The organism is Streptomyces africanus (assembly GCF_030816955.1).
Taxonomy (GTDB): Bacteria; Actinomycetota; Actinomycetes; order Streptomycetales; family Streptomycetaceae; genus Streptomyces; species Streptomyces africanus.
On sequence record NZ_JAUSYP010000001.1, the window covers coordinates 2,361,694 to 2,380,680 of the forward strand.

General features: G+C 72.3%; 20 protein-coding genes. 15 read left to right on the top strand and 5 right to left on the bottom strand.

Translation table 11 applies throughout. The features are described from left to right. Window positions 1–8 precede the first annotated feature (8 nt). Window positions 9–1,193 carry a winged helix DNA-binding domain-containing protein gene (locus tag QF034_RS10995; RefSeq protein ID WP_307174759.1) on the top strand — a complete coding sequence of 395 codons (1,185 nt, stop codon included), beginning with the start codon at window positions 9–11 and terminating at the stop codon, window positions 1,191–1,193. Window positions 1,194–1,221: 28 nt separating this feature from the next. Here QF034_RS10995 and QF034_RS11000 read toward each other — a convergent pair whose 3' ends face one another. Beyond that, a complete protein-coding gene (locus QF034_RS11000) occupies window positions 1,222–1,833 on the bottom strand; it encodes a TetR/AcrR family transcriptional regulator (protein WP_307174760.1) in 612 nt (203 codons plus the stop codon). 103 nt (window positions 1,834–1,936) lie between these two features. Between QF034_RS11000 and QF034_RS11005 the strand changes: the two genes are divergently transcribed. Further along, window positions 1,937–2,992, top strand: a complete 1,056-nt coding sequence (locus QF034_RS11005; protein WP_307174761.1) for an aldo/keto reductase — start codon at window positions 1,937–1,939, stop codon at window positions 2,990–2,992. Window positions 2,993–3,052: 60 nt separating this feature from the next. On the opposite strand, the gene QF034_RS11010 is transcribed toward QF034_RS11005, so the two are convergent. After that, window positions 3,053–3,367 (bottom strand): hypothetical protein, encoded by a 315-nt coding sequence (locus QF034_RS11010; protein ID WP_307174762.1) that lies wholly within the window; start codon window positions 3,365–3,367, stop codon window positions 3,053–3,055. A 199-nt stretch (window positions 3,368–3,566) separates the two neighbouring features. On the opposite strand from QF034_RS11010, the gene QF034_RS11015 reads away from it, so the two are divergent. The 10 genes from QF034_RS11015 (at window position 3,567) to QF034_RS11060 (ending at window position 12,940) form a co-directional block, all read left to right on the top strand. Then, on the top strand, window positions 3,567–3,926 hold the full coding sequence (locus QF034_RS11015) for an arsenate reductase family protein (protein WP_307174763.1): 360 nt from the start codon (window positions 3,567–3,569) through the stop codon (window positions 3,924–3,926). 133 nt (window positions 3,927–4,059) lie between these two features. Further along, complete coding sequence (locus tag QF034_RS11020) at window positions 4,060–4,710, top strand: SCO2207 family protein (RefSeq protein ID WP_307174764.1); 651 nt, start codon at window positions 4,060–4,062, stop codon at window positions 4,708–4,710. Window positions 4,711–5,075: 365 nt separating this feature from the next. After that, entirely contained in the window at window positions 5,076–6,107 is a 1,032-nt protein-coding gene (glnII, locus tag QF034_RS11025; protein ID WP_307174765.1) for a glutamine synthetase, read from the top strand. 84 nt (window positions 6,108–6,191) lie between these two features. Continuing rightward, complete coding sequence (locus QF034_RS11030) at window positions 6,192–7,127, top strand: DUF6891 domain-containing protein (RefSeq protein ID WP_307174766.1); 936 nt, start codon at window positions 6,192–6,194, stop codon at window positions 7,125–7,127. A 90-nt stretch (window positions 7,128–7,217) separates the two neighbouring features. After that, window positions 7,218–7,340, top strand: a complete 123-nt coding sequence (locus QF034_RS11035; protein WP_010037077.1) for a hypothetical protein — start codon at window positions 7,218–7,220, stop codon at window positions 7,338–7,340. A gap of 117 nt (window positions 7,341–7,457) precedes the next feature. Next, complete coding sequence (locus QF034_RS11040; RefSeq protein ID WP_307174767.1) at window positions 7,458–8,072, top strand: winged helix-turn-helix domain-containing protein; 615 nt, start codon at window positions 7,458–7,460, stop codon at window positions 8,070–8,072. Between the two features lie 75 nt (window positions 8,073–8,147). Next, on the top strand, window positions 8,148–9,173 hold the full coding sequence (locus QF034_RS11045; protein ID WP_307174768.1) for an NAD-dependent epimerase/dehydratase family protein: 1,026 nt from the start codon (window positions 8,148–8,150) through the stop codon (window positions 9,171–9,173). Window positions 9,174–9,225: 52 nt separating this feature from the next. Beyond that, complete coding sequence (locus QF034_RS11050; protein WP_307174769.1) at window positions 9,226–10,491, top strand: sensor histidine kinase; 1,266 nt, start codon at window positions 9,226–9,228, stop codon at window positions 10,489–10,491. Next, on the top strand, window positions 10,476–11,165 hold the full coding sequence (locus tag QF034_RS11055; protein WP_307174770.1) for a LuxR C-terminal-related transcriptional regulator: 690 nt from the start codon (window positions 10,476–10,478) through the stop codon (window positions 11,163–11,165). The genes QF034_RS11050 and QF034_RS11055 overlap by 16 nt, the downstream gene beginning before the upstream one ends. A 203-nt stretch (window positions 11,166–11,368) precedes the next feature. Continuing rightward, window positions 11,369–12,940, top strand: a complete 1,572-nt coding sequence (locus tag QF034_RS11060; protein WP_307174771.1) for a DUF1996 domain-containing protein — start codon at window positions 11,369–11,371, stop codon at window positions 12,938–12,940. Between the two features lie 81 nt (window positions 12,941–13,021). Here the strand turns inward: QF034_RS11060 and QF034_RS11065 are convergent, their stop codons facing one another. Beyond that, entirely contained in the window at window positions 13,022–13,471 is a 450-nt protein-coding gene (locus QF034_RS11065; protein WP_307174772.1) for a hypothetical protein, read from the bottom strand. 146 nt (window positions 13,472–13,617) lie between these two features. Here QF034_RS11065 and QF034_RS11070 point away from each other — a divergent pair, with 146 nt between their 5' ends. The 3 genes from QF034_RS11070 (at window position 13,618) to QF034_RS11080 (ending at window position 16,941) form a co-directional block, all read left to right on the top strand. Next, window positions 13,618–14,145 carry a tetratricopeptide repeat protein gene (locus QF034_RS11070; protein WP_307174773.1) on the top strand — a complete coding sequence of 176 codons (528 nt, stop codon included), beginning with the start codon at window positions 13,618–13,620 and terminating at the stop codon, window positions 14,143–14,145. Window positions 14,146–14,192: 47 nt separating this feature from the next. After that, a complete protein-coding gene (locus QF034_RS11075) occupies window positions 14,193–16,115 on the top strand; it encodes a hypothetical protein (RefSeq protein ID WP_307174774.1) in 1,923 nt (640 codons plus the stop codon). Between the two features lie 136 nt (window positions 16,116–16,251). After that, entirely contained in the window at window positions 16,252–16,941 is a 690-nt protein-coding gene (locus QF034_RS11080; protein WP_086560674.1) for a TetR/AcrR family transcriptional regulator, read from the top strand. Between the two features lie 29 nt (window positions 16,942–16,970). Here the strand turns inward: QF034_RS11080 and QF034_RS11085 are convergent, their stop codons facing one another. Both QF034_RS11085 and QF034_RS11090 read right to left on the bottom strand, forming a co-directional pair. Further along, complete coding sequence (locus QF034_RS11085) at window positions 16,971–17,327, bottom strand: 5-carboxymethyl-2-hydroxymuconate Delta-isomerase (RefSeq protein ID WP_307174775.1); 357 nt, start codon at window positions 17,325–17,327, stop codon at window positions 16,971–16,973. A gap of 33 nt (window positions 17,328–17,360) precedes the next feature. Then, window positions 17,361–18,980, bottom strand: a complete 1,620-nt coding sequence (locus QF034_RS11090) for a fused response regulator/phosphatase (protein WP_307174776.1) — start codon at window positions 18,978–18,980, stop codon at window positions 17,361–17,363. Window positions 18,981–18,987: the final 7 nt, after the last annotated feature.

The window sequence follows — 18,987 nt, forward strand, 5'->3', positions numbered from 1 at the left end:
AGGCCGGTATGGGCGAGGCGCAGCGGTACATCGGGGTGGCCGAGCGGCGGGCCCGGCTCGCGCTGCGGCAGCGGCTGGCCGGGCAGGCGCGGGCGCACACGCCGGAGGAGGTCGCCGGTTCGCTCGTCGCCCTGCACGGCACGGACCCGGCGACGGTGTACCTGGCCGTGGGCGCGCGTCTCGCGGACCCCGCGAAGACCGTGGCAGAGACCGGGCGCGCGCTGTACGACGACCGTTCCCTGGTGCGGATGCACGGCATGCGGCACACGGTGTTCGTGTTCCCGACGGCCCTGACCGCCGTCGTACACGCCTCGACCGGCCTGGCGGTCGCCGCCCGGGAGCGGGCCGCGCTGCTCAGGGACATGACGGCGGCCGGGGCGCCGGACGCGGCCTGGCTGACGGAGGTCGAGCAGTCGGCGCTGGCGGCACTCGCCCGGCGCGGGCAGGCCACGGCCGCCGAACTCGCCCAGGACGAGCCGCGCCTGCGGGAGCAGTTCGTGTACGCGGCCGGGAAGCGCTACGAGGGGGTGCACACGGTCTCGACGCGGCTGCTGAGGGTGCTGGGCGTCGAAGGGAAGGTCGTCCGCGGCCGGCCCCTCGGCTCCTGGACGTCCAGCCAGTTCCGCTGGGCCGTCGCGCCCGAGCACGCCGAACTGGACCCTGCGCAGGCGCAGGCGGAGCTGCTGAGACGGTGGCTGGCCGCGTGCGGTCCGGCGACCGAGGCCGATCTGAAGTGGTGGACGGGATGGCGCGTGACGGAGGTCCGCGCGGCGCTGGCCGCGATCGGGGCGCGGCCGGTGTCGCTGGACGAGGGCACGGGGTACGTGGCCGACGGCGACGTCGACGAGGTGGCCCCGCCCGGCGAGCCCTGGGCGGCGCTGCTGCCCGGCCTCGACCCGACGGCCATGGGGTGGCAGCAGCGCGACTGGTATCTCGCGCCGGAGCTGCGGCCCCTGCTGTTCGACCGCAGCGGGAACGTCGGGCCGACGGTGTGGTGGGACGGACGCGTGGTCGGCGGGTGGGCCCAGCGGCCCGGCGGGGAGATCGTCTGGCGGATCCTCGACGAGGAGGGGGTGGGCCGGGAGGCGCGCGCGGCGATCGAGAAGGAGGCGGAGCGGCTGAGCGGGTGGGTGGGGACGACCAGGATCACGCCGCGCTTCCGGACGCCGCTGGAGAAGGAGCTGGCGGCGTAGCCAGGAGGGGCGTCGGGCCTCCGCGGCGTCAGGCCCGTACGTACACCCCCGCCCGCGCCGCAGTCGCCGCCGCCTCCGCCGCCCGGTCGGCCATCGTCTCGTCGAGGCGGCCGCCGCTGATCAGCAGGTGGTAGTAGAGCGGGGCGGAGACGGCACGGACCACTTCGTGTGTGTCGGTGCCCTCGGGTACCTCGCCACGGTCGACGGCCTGCCGGACGCAGGGGGCCCACTCCCTGACGCGGATGTCGTAGAAGCGGTGCAGCGCCGCGGCCGTCTTCGTGTCGCCTGTGGCTGCGGCGATCAGCGCCTTGAACAGCGGCCCCTGTCGAGGGTCCGTCAACGTCCGCTGCACCAGCCGGGCGTTCGCCGTCAGGTCGCCGAGCAGCGAACCGGTCTCGGTGCGCGGCGCCGACTGCTCGGCCATGTCCGCCAGGAGGTCCGCCACCAGCCCGGTCACCGTCCCCCAGCGGCGGTAGACGGTCGTCTTGCCGACACCGGCACGGCGAGCGATGTCGGCCAGGTCCAGGCCGGTGAATCCCTGCTCGGTCAGGGCGTCCTCGGCCGCCCGCAGCACCGCCTCCCGGACCCGTGCCGTGCGCCCCCCGGGCCGTACGGTTCCCGGCTCGCCCCCATCAACCATAACGGTACTCCTGTTCCATTAACTCCTTCGCCCTGCTACCTTAGCGACACTAACGGATCTACAGACCCATTAAAGGCCGGGTCACCTCCGGAAGGGGATCGAGATGGAATACAGGCGACTGGGCGCGTCCGGGCTCATGGTTCCGGCGCTGAGCTTCGGAGCCGGCACCTTCGGCGGCCGGGGTCCGCTCTTCGGCGCGTGGGGTACCACCGACGCACGGGAGGCGCGCCGCCTGGTGGACATCTGCCTGGACGCGGGGATCACGATGTTCGACACCGCCGACGTCTACTCCGCCGGCGCGTCCGAGGAGGTGCTCGGGGAGGCGATCAAGGGCCGCCGGGACCAGGTGATCGTATCCACCAAGACGAGCCTGCCGATGGGCGACGGACCGGGCGATGCTGGCTCCTCCCGGTCCCGGCTGATCCGCGCCTGCGAGGATTCCCTGCGCAGGCTGGGCACGGACCACCTCGACCTGTTCCAGCTCCACGCCTTCGACGCCGGGACGCCGGTGGAGGAGGTACTGGACACGCTCGGCTCGCTGGTACGGGCGGGCAAGGTGCGCTACACCGGCGTCTCCAACTTCTCCGGCTGGCAGGTGATGAAGTCCCTCGCGACAGCGGAGCAGCACGGCCACCCACGCCATGTGGCCCACCAGGTGTACTACTCCCTCATCGGCCGCGACTACGAATGGGAGCTGATGCCGCTCGCCCTCGACCAGGGCCTCGGCGCCATCGTCTGGAGTCCGCTCGGCTGGGGCCGCCTCACCGGCCGGATCCGCCGCGGCATGCCGCTCCCGCCTGGCAGCCGACTGCACCGCACCGCCGACTACGGCCCGCCCGTCACCGATGAGCACCTCTACGGCGTGATCGACGCGCTGGACGAGGTCGCACAGGAGACGGGCAAGGCGGTGCCGCAGATCGCCCTCAACTGGCTGCTGCAGCGGCCGACGGTGTCCTCCGTGCTCATCGGCGCCCGCGACGAGCAGCAGTTGCGCCAGAACCTCGGCGCCGTCGGCTGGAGCCTCTCCCCCGAGCAGATGGCGAAGCTGGACGCGGCGAGCCACCGCCCGGCGCCCTACCCCTACTTCCCCTACGAGCGGCAGGAGGGCTTCGCCCGCCTGAACCCGCCGGTGTTCGCGGCACCGGACCAGGCGGCATGACGAAGCGCCGGGCGCCCCGCGGAACAGGGCACCCGGCGCTCGGGATCGGGTCGGATCGTGTCAGCGCGAGTACCGCATGAACGCCCTCACCATGTGGCACGTCGTGTCCGACGGCGGGTGGACGCCGATCAGTTCCGCCGTGTCGCGGATCGTCTCGTTGCGGGCCTGGTTCGGCGTGTGGACGCCGGAGTCGAGCAGGGCGATGGCGAGGCGCATCGCCTTGAGGCGACGGTTGTGCGCGACGTACCACTCGCGCGGTCGGCCCGGCGGCAGCGGCCGCTTCTCCAGGGGCGCGTACGGCAGGTCGAGCAGGACGGGGCGCTTCGCGGTGGACTGGGTGGGCAGCGGCTTCGGCTTGAGTGCGGCAGCGGGCACAGGCATCCTCCTGTCGCGGTCAGGGCGGCTCTCCGGGGTCCTCGGCGATCCCGGCGCCACCCTCGAACACTGCTTCTATTCTACTGCCCACCACTGACAAAAGGCCCTGGCCACAAGGGCTTTCGGGGGTGCGGTGACACAAGGGGAGAACGAGGTTTCGGCCCCGCTCCCCGGCGTCACGAGGGCGTACCGTAGCCCCATGGAGATCTGGATCAACCCGGCCTGTTCCAAGTGCCGCAGTGCCGTGAAGCTGCTCGACGCCGAGGGCGCCGACTACACCGTCCGCCGCTACCTGGAGGACGTGCCGAGCGAGGACGAGATCCGGGGCGTCCTGGACCGGCTCGGGCTGGAGCCCTGGGACATCACCCGTACCCAGGAGGACGCCGCAAGGGAACTCGGCGTCAAGGAGTGGGCCCGGGACGCGAGTTCGCGGGAGCAGTGGATCAAGGCCCTCGCCGAGCATCCCAAGCTGATCCAGCGGCCGATCATCACCGCGGACGACGGGACGGCGGTGGTCGCGCGCACCGACGAGGCCGTACGGGACGCCCTCTCCCGTTAGAGGGCTCGTCTCCGCAGAGATCTCGCTTCCGTGTGACGGAGGTTACTTAAGTGACTCCTGTAACCGCTGAGTAACCTCGTTCGGTATCTCGTACATAGCGGCGTACGCTCCCCCTACCTCTCAGGAGGCGCGCATGTCGCGTAGGAGAACGCTCGGTACGAAGAAGAAGATCGCGCTGCTGGTGAGCGCGGCGACCGTGGCGGGAGGCGGGGCCTTCGTCATGGCGAGCACGTCGAACGCCGCGCAGGCTCCCCAGTCGGCGGCGGAGTCGGCAGCCTGCCAGGGACTGGCCACCGCCCTCGGCAACAACGAGAAGTTCATCGCCGACCAGCAGGCCAAGCCCGACGCGCAGTCGGAAGCCCGGATCGCCAACCGCCAGGCGGTCATCGAGGAGATCAAGCGGAAGCAGGAGGCGTCGGGGTGCGTGGTGGGGGAGTCGGCTCAGGACTCCCGGACCGCGCAGCCCTCCCAGGCCGCCCCCGCGCCCGCGCAGTCCGCCCCCGCGGAGAACGCCGGCGGTGGCGCTGCGGCCTCCGGGCAGCAGGTGTGCAACGGCTCCACCGTCACGCTCTCCGGCGAGGACGGTGCGCCCGCCGCGTCCAGCAACCAGTTCCCGGCCGGCACGAAGCTGAAGGTCACCAACCTGGACAACAGCAAGTCCACGACGGTGGAGGTCACTTCGGTCTCCGGCAGCTGTGTGCTGCTCAACAACGCGGCTTTCGAACAGGTCCGTGAGCCCGGCAAGTTCCTCATCCGCCGGGCCGTGATCGAGAAGGTGGGGTGACGCCGGACGAGCGAGGACGAGTGAGTCACTGAGGCGGGCGGCCCTCCCCTCGGCCGCCTCCTCGTACGTGTCAGCGGTCCTGCCGCTCCCGGCCAGGAGGGGCAGGACCCGGCGCGCTGTGCGACACGCGGCGCCGGTCACCGGCTTGACGGAGGGAAGCCGGTGACCGGCTCCTCCCTCGCGGCCAAACGCCCTCACAGCGTGAGGTGCGGCACAGCGGCACCAGGTAACACGGGGTTCACATTCGAGCAATGGCCGGGAAATCGCCTGTTGACAGGCTGCCGGGCATTGAGCGGCGCCCCAGTGCCGCAGCGCCGCAAGCACCCGCGATACGCGCCCAGACACACCCCCGAAGGATGTGGCCCGTGACCTTCAAGGCTGAGTACATCTGGATCGACGGCACCGAGCCGACGGCCAAGCTGCGTTCCAAGACCAAGATCATCGCGGGCTCCCCCGCCGGTCTCGACGCGCTGCCGATCTGGGGCTTCGACGGGTCCTCCACCAACCAGGCCGAGGGCCACGCCTCGGACTGCGTCCTCAAGCCGGTCTTCACCTGTCCGGACCCGATCCGCGGCGGCGACGACATCCTGGTGCTGTGCGAGGTCCTGAACATCGACCTCACCCCGCACGCCAGCAACACCCGTGCCGCGCTGGCCGAGGTCGAGGAGAAGTTCGCGGCGCAGGAGCCGATCTTCGGCATCGAGCAGGAGTACACCTTCTTCAAGGACGGCTACCCGCTCGGCTTCCCCAAGGGCGGCTTCCCGGCCCCGCAGGGCGGCTACTACTGCGGTGTCGGCGCCGACGAGATCTTCGGCCGTGACGTCGTCGAGGCGCACCTGGAGAACTGCCTGAAGGCGGGCCTGGGCATCTCCGGCATCAACGCCGAGGTCATGCCCGGCCAGTGGGAGTTCCAGGTCGGTCCGCTGGCCCCGCTGGAGGTCTCCGACCAGCTGTGGGTGGCCCGCTGGCTGCTGTACCGCACCGCCGAGGACTTCGACGTCGCCGCCACGCTCGACCCGAAGCCGGTCAAGGGCGACTGGAACGGCGCCGGTGCGCACACCAACTTCTCCACCAAGGCGATGCGCGAGGGCTACGACGCGATCATCACCGCGTGCGAGTCGCTCGGTGAGGGCTCCAAGCCGCTCGACCACGTCAAGAACTACGGCGCCGGCATCGACGACCGCCTGACCGGTCTGCACGAGACCGCCCCGTGGAACGAGTACTCCTACGGCGTCTCCAACCGCGGTGCCTCGGTCCGTATCCCGTGGCAGGTCGAGAAGGACGGCAAGGGCTACATCGAGGACCGCCGTCCGAACGCCAACGTCGACCCGTACGTGGTGACCCGGCTGCTCGTCGACACCTGCTGCTCAGCGCTGGAGAAGGCCGGCCAGGTCTGATCCGTCCGCAAGGCTCCGAGGGGCGCTCACCGTTCGCGGTGGGCGCCCCCTCGCGTTGTCAGTGGGGCGTGTCATCGTGGGGGCATGGAGATCGACGGGGGACTTCCGGTCAAGGTCATGACGGAGAGCGGGCAGACGTACGCGCGGGTCTCGGCGCGGCGGTTGCGGGAGCTGGTGGAGCGGATCGGCGGCGAGGACGACCACTTCCTCGTCGTGCAGCGGATACCGGACCGGCCGCTGGTCTTCATCCAGACGGCACGCGATGCGGACGGGGCGTACGACCTCCAGCACCGCACGGGCCGCGTCCCCCATATGTGGGTGGCCCGGGTGACCGACCCGGGCCCGGTCGCGGACGCGATGGTGCGCTGGGCGCGGCAGGAGGACGGCTGGGACGCCGGAGTCTCCTGGAAGCGCGAGGAGTTCGGGCTGCCCGAGGAGGCTCCCGCCCTCGCCCCCGAGGTCGCGGCGCGGGCCGAGGGATACATCCGCGACATGCTCCAGGACGGCTATCTGGGCATCGAGGCGATGATCCGCGAGACGGTGTACCTGACGGACGACGGCGAGGAGACCCCTCCCGTTTCCCAGGAGCAGGCCCGCGAGCTGGTCGAGCGGCTGTGGCTGGAGCGGCTCGACGAGCAGGAGAAGTGGACCGGGCCGACCGATCCGGACCGGCTGGGGCGGGCTTTCGCGGCCCTGGAGGAGGACGGCATCGTCGCCCGGGAGAACTTCACCTGCTGCCGCGGCTGCGGCATGTCGGAGATCGGCGCGGAGGCGGACGGCAGGCCGGGAGCGCGCGGGTTCGTCTTCTTCCACCACCAGGGCACGCGCGGCGCGGCGCAGGGCCACGGCCTGTCGCTCTACTACGGCGGGTTCGACGGCTCCGAGGAGACCACGAAGACCGTCGGACACCAGGTCGTGGCGGCGCTGACCGCGGCCGGGCTGTCCGCCCAGTGGGACGGCGACCCGGGCAAGGCGATCGACGTCGCGGCGCTGGAGTGGCGCAAACGCCTGGTGGGATGAGACGCCGGGCGGCCGTCCGCCCTCCCGGCGGGTGTCCACGCTGTGAGAGGAGGGTCCCCGTACCCGGCACCGGTCTGCTTCAATGGCCCCATGGCCAGCTACCAGAAGCACACCGCGACGGGTCGCCATGACCTCGAGCCCTTCTGGCCGTCCCGTCAGGACCACGACTTCGACCGGGTGTGTTGCCGCGCGACGAACGCGCCGGCCCTCTAAAGCCGTACACCCCGGCCTTCGGCCAGCGCGAACCGCGTACGTCCTCGGCGAGCCCGACCACGAACTCGCGGCCGTCGACCTTCCGACGAACTCCTCGCGCGAAAGAGCTGACCTCTCATGGCGACCACTCGTTCCCTGTCCACCGCCGCCTCCTTCAACGCCCCGTCGGCCACCGGGCCCCGGCACCGGCTGCGCGCCGTCGACCGGGAGGAGGTGGTGACGGTCGCGGACCTGCTGCCCCCGGGCGCCACCTGGCTGCCGGCGCCGCAGCACACCCTGCCCACGCTCCCCGGCCGGCCGCCGATGATCGGCTATCTGGTGCTCGTCCCGGCCGACCAGCAACCGCCGTTCCCGGTGGCGGTGCCGGACCTGCCGAAGGCCACCCGCCCGGAAGGCCCCACGACCCCCACGACTCCCGCGGGCTCCGAGCCGGGCGGCGAGCAGCCGATCCGCGTCGACACCGTGCAGCGCACCGCCCAGGTGGCCGGGCGGCCGCTCGACCTCACGTATCTGGAGTTCGAGCTGCTGGCCCACCTCGTGGCGCATCCGGGCCGGGTGCACACCCGCGACCAGCTGGTCGGCACGGTGTGGGGCTACGGGCACGTCGGCGACGGCCGTACGGTCGACGTCCACATCGCCCGCCTGCGCCGCAAGCTCGGTGCCGAGCACCGCGACACGATCCGCACCGTGCGCCGGGTCGGCTACAAGTACGTACCCGCCGTGGGCGGCTGAGCCGCTGGTGCCCGCCCGTCTGCTGACGGCAGAAGCGCGTTCCGTACCGCCGCCCCGGCGGGCAGAGTCGACGGCATGAGACTTCTGATGCTGGGCGGTACGGAGTTCGCGGGCCGGGCCGTCGTGGAGGCGGCCTTGGGGCGGGGCTGGGAGGTGACCGTCTTCCACCGGGGGCGGCACGAGGCGCCGCCGGGCGTGCGCTCGCTGCTCGGCGACCGCACCGAGCCCGGCGGTCTGGCCGCCCTCGCCGAGGACCCGGGCGAGTGGGACGTCGTCGTCGACACCTGGTCGGCGGCGCCCCGCGCGGTGCGGGACGCGGCGCGGCTGCTGCGGGGCCGCGCCCGCCGGTACGTGTACGTGTCGAGCTGCTCGGTGTACGCGTGGGGCCGGCCCGCCGGGTACGACGAGGACGCGCCGCTGGTGGAGGGCGCCTCGGCCGACGCGGAGCAGACCGCGTACGCGCAGGACAAGCTCGGTGGTGAACTGGCCGTGCTGGACGCCTTCGGCGAGGACCGGTCGGTGCTCGTACGGGCTGGGCTGATCCTCGGCCCCTACGAGAACATCGGCCGGCTGCCCTGGTGGCTGGCCCGCACGGCGCGCGGCGGCCCGGTGCTGGCACCCGGCCCGCGCGACCTGCCCATCCAGTACGTGGACGTCCGTGACCTGGCCGAGTGGGTCCTGCACGCGGCGGAGCGGGAGCTGAGCGGGCCGTACAACCTCGTCAGTCCGCAGGGCCACACCACGATGGGCGAGCTGCTGGACGCCTGCGTGACGGTCACCGGCGGCGCGGCCGAACTCCGGTGGACCGAGCCGGAGGTGATCCTCCAGGCGGGCATCCAGCCGTGGACCGAGCTGCCGGTGTGGGTGCCGCCGGGCAGTGACCTGCACGACGGTCTGCACAACAGGGACGTCTCGAAGGCGGTCGCGGCGGGGCTGAGCTGCCGGCCCGTCGAGGAGACCGTGGCCGACACCTGGCGGTGGCTCCAGGACATCGGCGGGGTGGCGCCCCAGCGCCCGGACCGGCCGCGCTCGGGCCTGGACCCGGAGGTGGAGGCGAAGGTGCTCGCAGCCGGCGGAGGTGTACGTAACACCACCCCGTGACCGGGTGTTCCGGCCCAGTGACCCCGCACCCCCGCTCGGCGAGACTGACGCCATGACCATCGACACGAAGAGCGGCAACGGGCGTACGAAGGGGCGGGGCCTCGCACTCGCCGCGGTGCGGGGGCTGGGGGTCGCCCTCGTCTCCCTGCCGGGGGCGGTGCTGTGCTTCACCTTGTCCCTGGTGTCCATGGCGCTCATCCCGATCGGGATCGGGCTCGTCACGACGCCGTACGTACTGAACGGGGTGCGGGCGTTCGCGAACTGGCGGCGGGAGCTCGCGGCTCAGTGGGGCGGGGTGCGGATACCTCCGGCGTACCGGCCGCTGCCGAAGGACGCCAATCCGTGGTCGCGCACCTTCGGGATGCTGCGCGACCCGGCGACCTGGCGGGACCTGAGGTGGCTGCCGGTCGACATGACGGCCGGGTTCGTCACCGCGCTGCTGCCGGCCATGCTGTGGCTGTACCCGCTGGAGGGGTTCGCGCTCGCGGCGGGGCTGTGGCGGGTCTCTCCCGAGGGGTACTGGTACGGGTTCGTCAAGGTCACCGGGCAGGTGTCGGCGTTCGGTGCGGCCGCCCTGGGCCTGGTCGTCCTCTCCTTCGCGCGGTTCCTCACCCCGCCGCTGCTGGACGTCCACTTCCGGCTCACCCAGGCCGTCCTGGGCTCGAACCAGCGCGAACTGGCCGATCGGGTGCGGGTCCTGACCGAGACGCGACGCGATGCCGTCGACACCTCCGCCGCCGAACTGCGGCGCATCGAACGGGATCTGCACGACGGGGCCCAGGCCCGGCTGGTCGCGGTCGGCATGGACCTGGGCACCATCGAGGCGCTCCTCGACAAGGACCCGGCCCAGGCCAAGGAGCTGATCGCGCAGGCCCGCAGGTCCTCGGTCGAGGCGCTGTCCGAACTGCGCGAGCTGGTGCGCGGCATCCATCCGCCGGTCCTGGCCGAGCGCGGACTGGGCGACGCCGTACGGGCGCTGGCGCTGCGGCTGCCGGTGGCCACCGAGGTGAACGTCGACCTGCCCGGGCGGGCGGAGGCGCCCGTGGAGTCGGCCGCGTACTTCGCCGTGAGCGAGGTGCTCACCAACGCCGTGAAGCACTCCGGCGCCGACCGGATCTGGGTCGACCTGCACCATGCGGACGGCCATCTGCGGGCGACCGTCACCGACAACGGCAAGGGAGGTGCGGTGATCGGGGCCGGTTCGGGGCTGGCCGGGGTCGAGCGGCGACTGGGTACATTCGACGGCGTCCTGGCCGTCGGCAGTCCCGCGGGCGGTCCCACCATGGTCACCATGGAGATCCCTTGCGCGTTGTCCTAGCCGAAGACCTCTTCCTGCTGCGCGACGGACTCGTCCGGCTGCTCCGGGCGCACGACTTCGAGATCGCGGCGGCCGTCGAGTCCGGTCCCGAACTGGCCGCCGCGCTGACCGAGCTGGAGCCGGACGTCGCCGTGGTCGACGTACGCCTGCCGCCCACGCACACCGACGAGGGGCTGCAGTGCGCGCTGGACGCCCGCAGGCAGCGGCCCGGGCTGCCGGTGCTGGTGCTCTCCCAGCACGTGGAGCAGCTGTACGCGCGGGAGCTGCTCGCCGACGATGGGGGCACCTCCCGCGCGAGCGGAGCCGAGCGTGGGGGAGGCGGTGTCGGATACCTGCTGAAGGACCGGGTGTTCGACGCCGAGCAGTTCGTGGACGCGGTGCGGCGGGTCGCCGCCGGTGGTACGGCGATGGATCCGCAGGTCATCCAGCAGCTGCTGGCGCGGCAGTCGGGCGACGACCGTCCGCTGGCCCGGCTGACGCCCCGGGAGCGGGAGGTGCTGGAGCTGATGGCGCAGGGCCGGTCCAACGCCGCGATCGCGGGCCGGCTGGTCGTGACGGAACGGGCGATCGCCAAGCACACCGCGAACATCTTCGCCAAACTGGGACTGGAGGTCTCGGACGACGACAACCGGCGTGTGCTGGCGGTTCTCGCGTATCTCGACCACGGCCGGTGATATCGGCCCGGCTTGTTCACCCACGGTCGGGGATCAACAACTCCCGGTGCGCAAGGGGCTGTTGAGAACACAGCTCCCTCACGAATCTCGCATCAATTTCCGGGACATCTGAACACCCCTGGGACGGCCTCCGTATGGATGGGAGCCGCTTCACTCCTGTCGGGCGCCTCGATGCCCCCGAAAAAGGAAGTCAGAGGAGTTCCATGGGACGCAACACAAGAAAACGCCGGACGCCGATGGCCACCAAGGCCATAGCCGCATCGGCGGCCCTAGCGCTCGGTGGGGGCGGGCTGATCTGGGCAAACTTCTACGCCTCGGCGCATGAGGAGAACTCGGCGAACCAGACGAAGTCCGCGGGCGCACAGATCGCCACGATCCAGTGTCCGGACGTCGGACAGCAGCTCACCGATGTGCCGGACGGCGCCCGCCAGGGGGTGGACAAGGAGCTGGCGAACCTCGACAAGCAGATCAGCGAGGCCTACAGCCGCCTCGCCTCCACGCGCCAGGCCCAGGCCGGTGACTCGGGCTTCGTCGACAACGCCATCCTCGGCCCGCTGAAGTCGAAGCGGACCGCGGCCATCGACCGGATCGGCATCAACATCCGGCGGGTGGGCGGACAGGCCCCGGACAACCTCGCCCAGATGGCCGAGTGCAAGGGCATGGCCGCCGACGCGAACACCAACGACGGCAACGCCGGGGACGGTCAGAACAACGACGGCCAGAACCAGGACGGCCAGGACCAGAACCAGGACGGCGGTCAGGACCAGGGCGGCCAGGACCAGGGCGGTCAGGACCAGGGCGGTGACAACGGCCAGGACCAGGGTCAGGGCGGCAACGGCGGTCAGGCCGGCAACGGCCCGGTGGCGGACGACTTCATCAACATCGAGGACGTCCAGCCCAACTCCCGCAACCTGCCGAACGGCCTCGCCGCGAACGGCGACGGCGGTTCCACCGGCACCTTCACCACGAACTGCGGCACCAACGAGAACGCGAACCGCAACTCGGACAACGTGATCGTGGCGCCCGGTGTCTCCAACGGTGCGCAGCACCAGCACGACTACGTCGGCAACCAGAACAACAACGCCTTCGCGAGCGACGAGGACCTGGCGGGCGGCCAGACCTCCTGCCAGAACCAGGGCGACAAGTCGACGTACTTCTGGCCCGTCATCCGTATCCAGGACGGCACGCAGGAAGCCGACCAGGGCCAGCCCGGTGGCGGTCAGGACAGCAACGTCGGCAAGATCGTCCGGCCCGCCGAGGCGCAGCTGAAGTTCGTCGGCAACCGGACGAGCGACGTGGTCGCGATGCCGAAGGCCCTGCGCATCATCACGGGTGACGCCAAGTCCTTCACCAACGGCCTGAACAACGCCAACACCTCCTGGAGCTGCACCGGCTTCGAGGACCGGCAGGTGACGGACAAGTACCCGATCTGCCCCGAGGGCAGCAGCGTGGTGCGGACGTCCAACTTCCAGAGCTGCTGGGACGGCCAGAACATCGACAGCGCCAACCACCGCACCCACGTGGACTTCGTGGAGGCGGACGGCAGCTGCTCGAACGGCTTCAAGGCCATCCCCCAGCTCCAGGTCCGCCTGGTCTACGACGTCCCGGCGCCGCAGATCCAGAACGGGCAGGTCCAGAACCCGTTCGCGGTGGACTCCTTCCCGGAGCAGCTGCACAAGCCGATCACGGACCACAACGACTTCATCAACTTCTTCGACGACAACGTGATGAACGAGATGGTCCAGTGCATCAACAGCGGCGAGGACTGCCAGTAGTCCTCACGCAGTGAGAACGGCAGAAAGCCGGCGGTGGGATTTCCCACCGCCGGCTTTCGCTTGCCGTTTCCGCCCGCGCGGTCAGCCGTGATGGCTGCTGCCGCCGTCGTGACCGCCCTTGTTGTGGCTGCCGCCGGGGTTCATGTGCTCGGAGCCCTCCTCCATGGTCCCGCCGAGGGTGCCCTGGAGCGCCGTGACCGTCTTCTCCTGGCCGACGGCGACCCACTTGCGGCCGACGAGGTAGTAGCCGCCGTAGTCCTTGGCGCTGTTCAGCCATTCGCGCTGGCCGCGGTCGGTGGCGAAGGTCGCGAGGACGTACTTCTCCTTGCCCTTCTTGCAGAGGGCCTGGCGGATCTCGTCGGCGTCGGTCTGCATGTTCGGCTTGCACTTGGCCTCTGCCGCGATGTGCTCCAGGCTGCCGGTCACCGCCTCCGGCACGGCCGCCTCGTCCTTGCCGCCGGATCCGCAGCCGGCCAGCGCCAGTATCGCCACCGCGCCGCTCAACGCGAGCATCGGTCGGGTCACCCTCATCTGTTCCTCCGGTCCTTGTCACGGCACGGTCCGGACGCATGCCGCACGGAGCCCCGGCAAGAGGCTCTCGCCTTCGATACGGCTGTGGCGGGCGCAGCGCTCAAATTCGGGTGCCGGCGTGGGCACGTCCGTGCGAGTGTGTCCCGGTGAACCAGGACTGGGAAGATCGCGTGGCCGCCCTGTGGGACCGCTTCGACGACTACGCCGAAACCGAGGAGGACGAGGCCCGCTTCCGCGCCGACGTCGACGCCCTCGTGGCCGAACTGCCGGAGGGCAGTCCGCACGGGCCGTTCGAGCAGGCCTGCGCCTGGGACTCCACGGGCCACTCGGACAAGGCCGTCCCGCTCTACCGGGAGGCCCTTGAGCTCGGCCTCGCCGGCGTCAGCCCCTACAAGGCCCGCCGGACGAAGATCCAGCTGGCCAGCTCGCTGCGGAACATCGGGCAGGCCGAGGAGGGCGTCGCGCTGCTGACACCCGAGCTGGACGCCCCGTCCGACGAGCTGGACGATCCCGTAAGAGCGACGCTCGCGCTGTGCCTGTCCAGCCTGGGCCGCGACCGTGAGGCGTTGTCGCTGGCCCTCGGCGCCCTGGCCCCGCACCTGCCGCGCTACCAGCGGTCGATGGCGAACTACGCCCGGCTGCTCGTCGAGCCCGCGGAGCAACCGGGGGCGTGACGCCCGCTGTCAGGTGACCATCCCCCGATTCGCTCGTTCTGCTGAACGTGCAGTCACAGGATGTCGCCCAGCGCCCCGCGCCCCCCTCCCCCACCGGCCCGGTCGTCGATGTCGAGCAGGCCGAGGCCGCGCTCGTCGAGCACTATCCGCGGCTCGTGCGGCTCGCCTATCTGGTGCTGCCGCCGGGCCTGGGCCGCCACAGGCGCGTCCTCACCGCACACGCCCTCACCCAGCGCGCACTCCCCCGCAACCGCACACCGGCGCCGGTGATCCCGGCCCAGTCGACCGGCCGTGACGGCGACCCGGGCTACGCCCTGGTCCGTCTCCAGGTGCTGCGGACGGCGCTGGAGGCGGGGCTGCCGCTGAAGCGCAGGGCATGGCCGAAGCGGTCCCAGCTGCCGCCGGTGCTGCCGCAGGTGTGGGGCCTGAAGCTGTTCCCGCGCTCCGGCGGAGCCGACGAGCTCGCCCTGGACCAGCGGCTGTCCACCCTGTCGGGACCGGCCCGGGCCGCCTACGCGCTGCGCGGCCTGGAGCGGCTGACGGACGACGGCGTGCGCAAGGTGCTCACGGCCGCGGGCGTCGCCGACGCGGACGGCGCGCTGCTGGAGGCCGACGGGGTCCCCGCACAGTACGGGCTGCTCGACTCCCCCGAGTTCGACCCCTGCTCGCTCCAGGCCCGCCCCACCGACCTGATGCGGCGCCGCCAGCACCTGAAGGCCGCGCTGGCCGCCGGGGCGGCCCTGCTCGTGTGCGGGGCGCTGCTGGGTCTGCCGGGCGAGGGCTGGGGACCCGACGGCGCCGCCGCGCCGCCGTACGCGCGCAATCCGGCCGCCCAGGCCGCCCTGGACCCGGCGAAGCTGACCCGGGTCCCTCCCACCGCGTGGCGCGGCTCGGCGCGCACCGACTTCTCGGTGTGGCCGGCCCGCGGTGATCTCACCGGCGACTCGGCCCTGCTGCGCCGCGCGCTGGCCGTCTGGGCCCGCCCCGGCGAGACGGTCCGGGTCTCCGCGACGCCCGGCACCGCGTCCGGCGGCCCGGCCGGACCGCCCCAGCTGCTGTACGCGGGGACGGTCGACGCGGCGCGCGTGGTGATCCTCTACGACGGTCTGCGCATCGCCCGGTACGCCGAGCCGAAGGAGGGCACGCAGGGCGCCGCCCTCGACTTCGCCCGGGTCGACGGCGCGGGCCGGGCCGAGGCCGGCGCGGTGGTCCTGGGCCGGGCCGACGGCAACGTCCGCTATCTGACCGCCCCTTGGGTGAAGGAGGTGGGCGAGCGGGACCTGATGAAGCCGGGCTCCGGCGCGATGGACCTGACCCTCACCGACGGTGTGGCCGCGCCGCTGGCCAGCCCGGTCCTGCGGTCCGGGTCGTGCACGTCGTGGAACGTGCTGCAACTGACCGACGGCAGGAAGACGCGGCTGCTGACCGACCTCGGCGAACTGGTCCCGGCCCGGCTCACCGCCGGACGGCCCGGATCCCCGGGGGAGGCGTCCGGCGCCAAGGCGCTGCGCACCTGGGCGCCGTTCGCCTGCTCGCTGGCCACGGCGCGCTCCGCGGGCGTGCGAAGCGTCAACGCCTGGGCGTTCAACGAGCAGCCGCTGCCGGACGCGAGCGGTTCGGCCGCGTGGGTGTGCACCCGGGCCGAGACCTGGCGGGGCGGCGGGGCGCGGGTGCTGGCCCAGTTCCACACGCCGGGCGGGACGTACGGGGCGGTGGCGGCGAAGGCCGAGAACGTCCCTGCCTGCGGGGCGCGTGAGCCGCACGTCCTGGCCGGAGTGCTGTGGAAGTCGAAGGCGGGCGACTGGTATCTGCTGGCCGCCGGCAGCCGGGAGACCGCGTCGGTCCGGGCGAAGGGCGGGGCCGCCGGGTCGTCGCCGACCAGTCTGCTGACCGTGCCGGCCGAGCAGGGAGCGCGGGCCGAACTGAAGGGCACGCTGCGGGACGGGCGATCGATCGGCGGGCTGCGCTGACCGACGGCTACTGGCTCACACCCGACAGCCCCGGGCGCCCACCCGACAGCCCCGGGCACCCGCCCGGGGCCCCCGGGTGAACATCCCTGATCGATCCGATCCGTTCAAGGCCGGAATCGATCGGTAAGGTGTTCGCATGACTACCGGGGTTCGCCGCAGAATGGGAGTCGAGGAGCGGCGGCAGCAGTTGATCGGCGTCGCCCTCGAACTGTTCAGCCGCCGCTCGCCCGACGAGGTCTCGATCGACGAGATAGCGTCCGCCGCGGGCATCTCACGCCCGTTGGTCTACCACTACTTCCCCGGCAAACTCAGCCTGTACGAGGCCGCGTTGAAGCGGGCCTCGGACGATCTCGCGGCCCGTTTCGTGGAACCGCACGAGGGGCCGCTGGGGGCGCGGCTGCTGCGTGTGATGCGCCGCTTCTTCGACTTCGTCGACGAGCACGGCCCCGGTTTCTCCGCCCTCATGCGCGGCGGCCCGGCGGTCGGCTCCTCGACGACCAACGCGCTGATCGACTCCGTACGGCAGGCCGCGTATGTCCAGATCCTTTCGCATCTGGGCGTGACCGATCCGCCCGCGCGGCTGGAACTCGTCGTGCGTTCCTGGATCTCGCTCGCCGAGTCGACGGCGCTGATCTGGCTGGACGGCCGGCGCATCCCGCGGGCCGAGCTGGAGGTCCAGCTCGTCCACGACTTCGCCGCGCTCACCGCGGTCAGCGCCGCCCAGGACGCGGAGATGGGCGCCCTGATGCGCCGCATCGCCCGGGAGGAGCCGGCCGACGGCCCGTTCGCCCAGCTGGCCGGCCGCCTCCTGGCGCTGGCGACCTGAGGCCGCGCGGCTTTGGACTTCTCAGCTTCTCAGCTCTCGAACTTCCGGTAGGACGCGTCCAGTTCGCGCACCTCGGCGGAGGCGTGCAGCGCGCGCCCCTCGGCGGCCTTCACATGCGTGCGCAGCAATTCCAGGGTGGCCTCGGTGAGCCGGGCCTTGGTCTCCTCGGTGCGGCCGGGAAGCAGCGCGAAGTGGACGTGCACATGGGAGTGCCCGCCGGTCTCGGGCCCGACCACGATGTCCTCGGTCCGGCGGAACCGGGTCTTGCACGCCGGCGGCCTGGCGGCCGCGATCTCGACGGTCGCCTCGTGCAGCGCCTTCGCGAACCCGGGCCGGTCGAAGTCGTCCGCGAGGTCGGCGGAATAGTCGACGGTGATCTGCGGCATGAGCACTCCTGTTCTGGGCGGCGGCCAACGGGCTCACCCTAGCCGCAGCGCCAGCATCGCGATGTCGTCCTCCCGGTCCCGCCCGAAGCAGCCGAGCAGCACGTCGCAGAGGGGGTCGAGGCCGGCCGGGGCGTCCGCGGCGGCCGTGCGGAGCTGTTCCATGGAGGTCTCCAGGGGAGTGCCGCGGGTCTCGATGAGACCGTCGGTGACCATGAGGAGGCGGTCGGTTGGCTTCAGGTACCGCTCGGTCGGCTCGGGCCGTTCCAGGCCCAGCCCGAGCAGCGGACCGCACACGTCGACGTACTCGGCACCGCCCCCGTCGCGCAGGATCAGCGGCGGGATGTGCCCGGCGTTGGCGATCCGCACCCGTCCGCTGCCCGGGTCGAGCAGGGCCAGGCACACGGTGGCCGTGATGTCCGGGTGGTACTGCTGGAGCATCCGGTCGAGCCGGCCGGCCAGGACCACCGGGTCGCTCTCGGTCACGCAGTAGGCGCGCAGCGCGTGCCGGATCTCGACCATGACGGTGGCCGCGTCCAGCGAGTGCCCGACGACGTCCCCGACGGCGGTGAGCACGCCGTCGCCGGTGCGCAGGGCGGCGTAGAAGTCGCCGCCGATCTCGGTCTGCCGGGAGGCGGGCACGTAGCGGACGACGATGTCGACGCCGGGCAGATGCGGCAGCTTGTGCGGCTGGGGCAGGAAGCTGTGCTGGAGGGTGAGGGCGACGTGCCGCTCCACCCGGTACAGCAGCAGCGGCTCGGCGGCCAGCGCACAGGCCTGGGCGAGGCGGGCGAGCAGCCCGTCGGCCGCGGGGTCGGTGATGGCGGCCCGGCGTACGGTGGTGGCGAGGCAGACCGCCGTCCGGCCGTCCTGGGCGGTCGCCACGGTCAGGCGGGCGTCCTCCTCGACGCCCGGCCGGAACATCCCGGCCGGCCACAGCGGCGCGGGGACGACGGTGCTGTGGACGCCCGTGCGGCCCTCCGCGAGCCGGGTGACCAGCCGTGCCGCCGCCTGGTGGGCGCCGGTGTCCGCCGGCGCGGGACGGCACCGGGCCGTGCCCCGGTACGGCTCGCCGTCCGGGCCGATCACCAGCACCACGGCGGGCGAGGCGGTGAGGCGGGCGGCGCCGTCGGCGGCCGCGGCGGCGAGTTCCCGCGGGCAGCGGGCGGCCTGCACGGTGACGATGGCCTCGGACAGCAGGGTCAGACGGTGGACGGCGGTCTCGGCGCCCGTGCTGCGGCGCGCCCCGCGCACGGCGGCCCGTACGACGGCCTGGATCTCCTGGGGCTCGGCGGGCACGGTCAGATAGTTGTCGCCGCCCGCGTCCAGGCCCCGGCACCGGTCGCCGGGCGCGGTCGCGGCGGCGGAGAAGTGCACGACGGGCAGGGCGGCCATGGGCGGTCGGGCCCGGACCCGGCGGCACAGTTCGAAGCCGCTCATGTCCGGCAGACCCACGTCGACGAGGGCCACGTCGGGCAGGGTGCCGTCGCGCAGCCGGACGTCGAGTTCGACGAGCGCCTCGCCGCCGCTGGCGACGGGCACGACCTGGTGGCCGGCCCGGCTCAGCACCGCGCCCATGGCGTACCGGCTGGCCGCGACGTCGTCCACGACCAGCACGGTGGTGCCGGGGCTGTGCTGCGTACCGTTGCCGTCCATCTCGACT

Excerpts from the sequence above, each read along its gene's own strand:
- QF034_RS11000 (WP_307174760.1), bottom strand. The coding sequence starts at position 1,833 with ATGGTTGATGGGGGCGAGCCGGGAACCGTACGGCCCGGGGGGCGCACG.
- QF034_RS11060 (WP_307174771.1), top strand. The coding sequence starts at position 11,369 with ATGGGACGCAACACAAGAAAACGCCGGACGCCGATGGCCACCAAGGCC.
- QF034_RS11090 (WP_307174776.1), bottom strand. The coding sequence starts at position 18,980 with ATGGACGGCAACGGTACGCAGCACAGCCCCGGCACCACCGTGCTGGTC.
- QF034_RS11005 (WP_307174761.1), top strand. The coding sequence starts at position 1,937 with ATGGAATACAGGCGACTGGGCGCGTCCGGGCTCATGGTTCCGGCGCTG.
- QF034_RS11045 (WP_307174768.1), top strand. The coding sequence starts at position 8,148 with ATGAGACTTCTGATGCTGGGCGGTACGGAGTTCGCGGGCCGGGCCGTC.
- QF034_RS11065 (WP_307174772.1), bottom strand. The coding sequence starts at position 13,471 with ATGAGGGTGACCCGACCGATGCTCGCGTTGAGCGGCGCGGTGGCGATA.
- QF034_RS11020 (WP_307174764.1), top strand. The coding sequence starts at position 4,060 with ATGTCGCGTAGGAGAACGCTCGGTACGAAGAAGAAGATCGCGCTGCTG.
- QF034_RS11085 (WP_307174775.1), bottom strand. The coding sequence starts at position 17,327 with ATGCCGCAGATCACCGTCGACTATTCCGCCGACCTCGCGGACGACTTC.
- QF034_RS11015 (WP_307174763.1), top strand. The coding sequence starts at position 3,567 with ATGGAGATCTGGATCAACCCGGCCTGTTCCAAGTGCCGCAGTGCCGTG.
- QF034_RS11050 (WP_307174769.1), top strand. The coding sequence starts at position 9,226 with ATGACCATCGACACGAAGAGCGGCAACGGGCGTACGAAGGGGCGGGGC.
- QF034_RS11040 (WP_307174767.1), top strand. The coding sequence starts at position 7,458 with ATGGCGACCACTCGTTCCCTGTCCACCGCCGCCTCCTTCAACGCCCCG.
- QF034_RS10995 (WP_307174759.1), top strand. The coding sequence starts at position 9 with ATGGGCGAGGCGCAGCGGTACATCGGGGTGGCCGAGCGGCGGGCCCGG.
- QF034_RS11030 (WP_307174766.1), top strand. The coding sequence starts at position 6,192 with ATGGAGATCGACGGGGGACTTCCGGTCAAGGTCATGACGGAGAGCGGG.
- QF034_RS11035 (WP_010037077.1), top strand. The coding sequence starts at position 7,218 with ATGGCCAGCTACCAGAAGCACACCGCGACGGGTCGCCATGACCTCGAG.
- QF034_RS11080 (WP_086560674.1), top strand. The coding sequence starts at position 16,252 with ATGACTACCGGGGTTCGCCGCAGAATGGGAGTCGAGGAGCGGCGGCAG.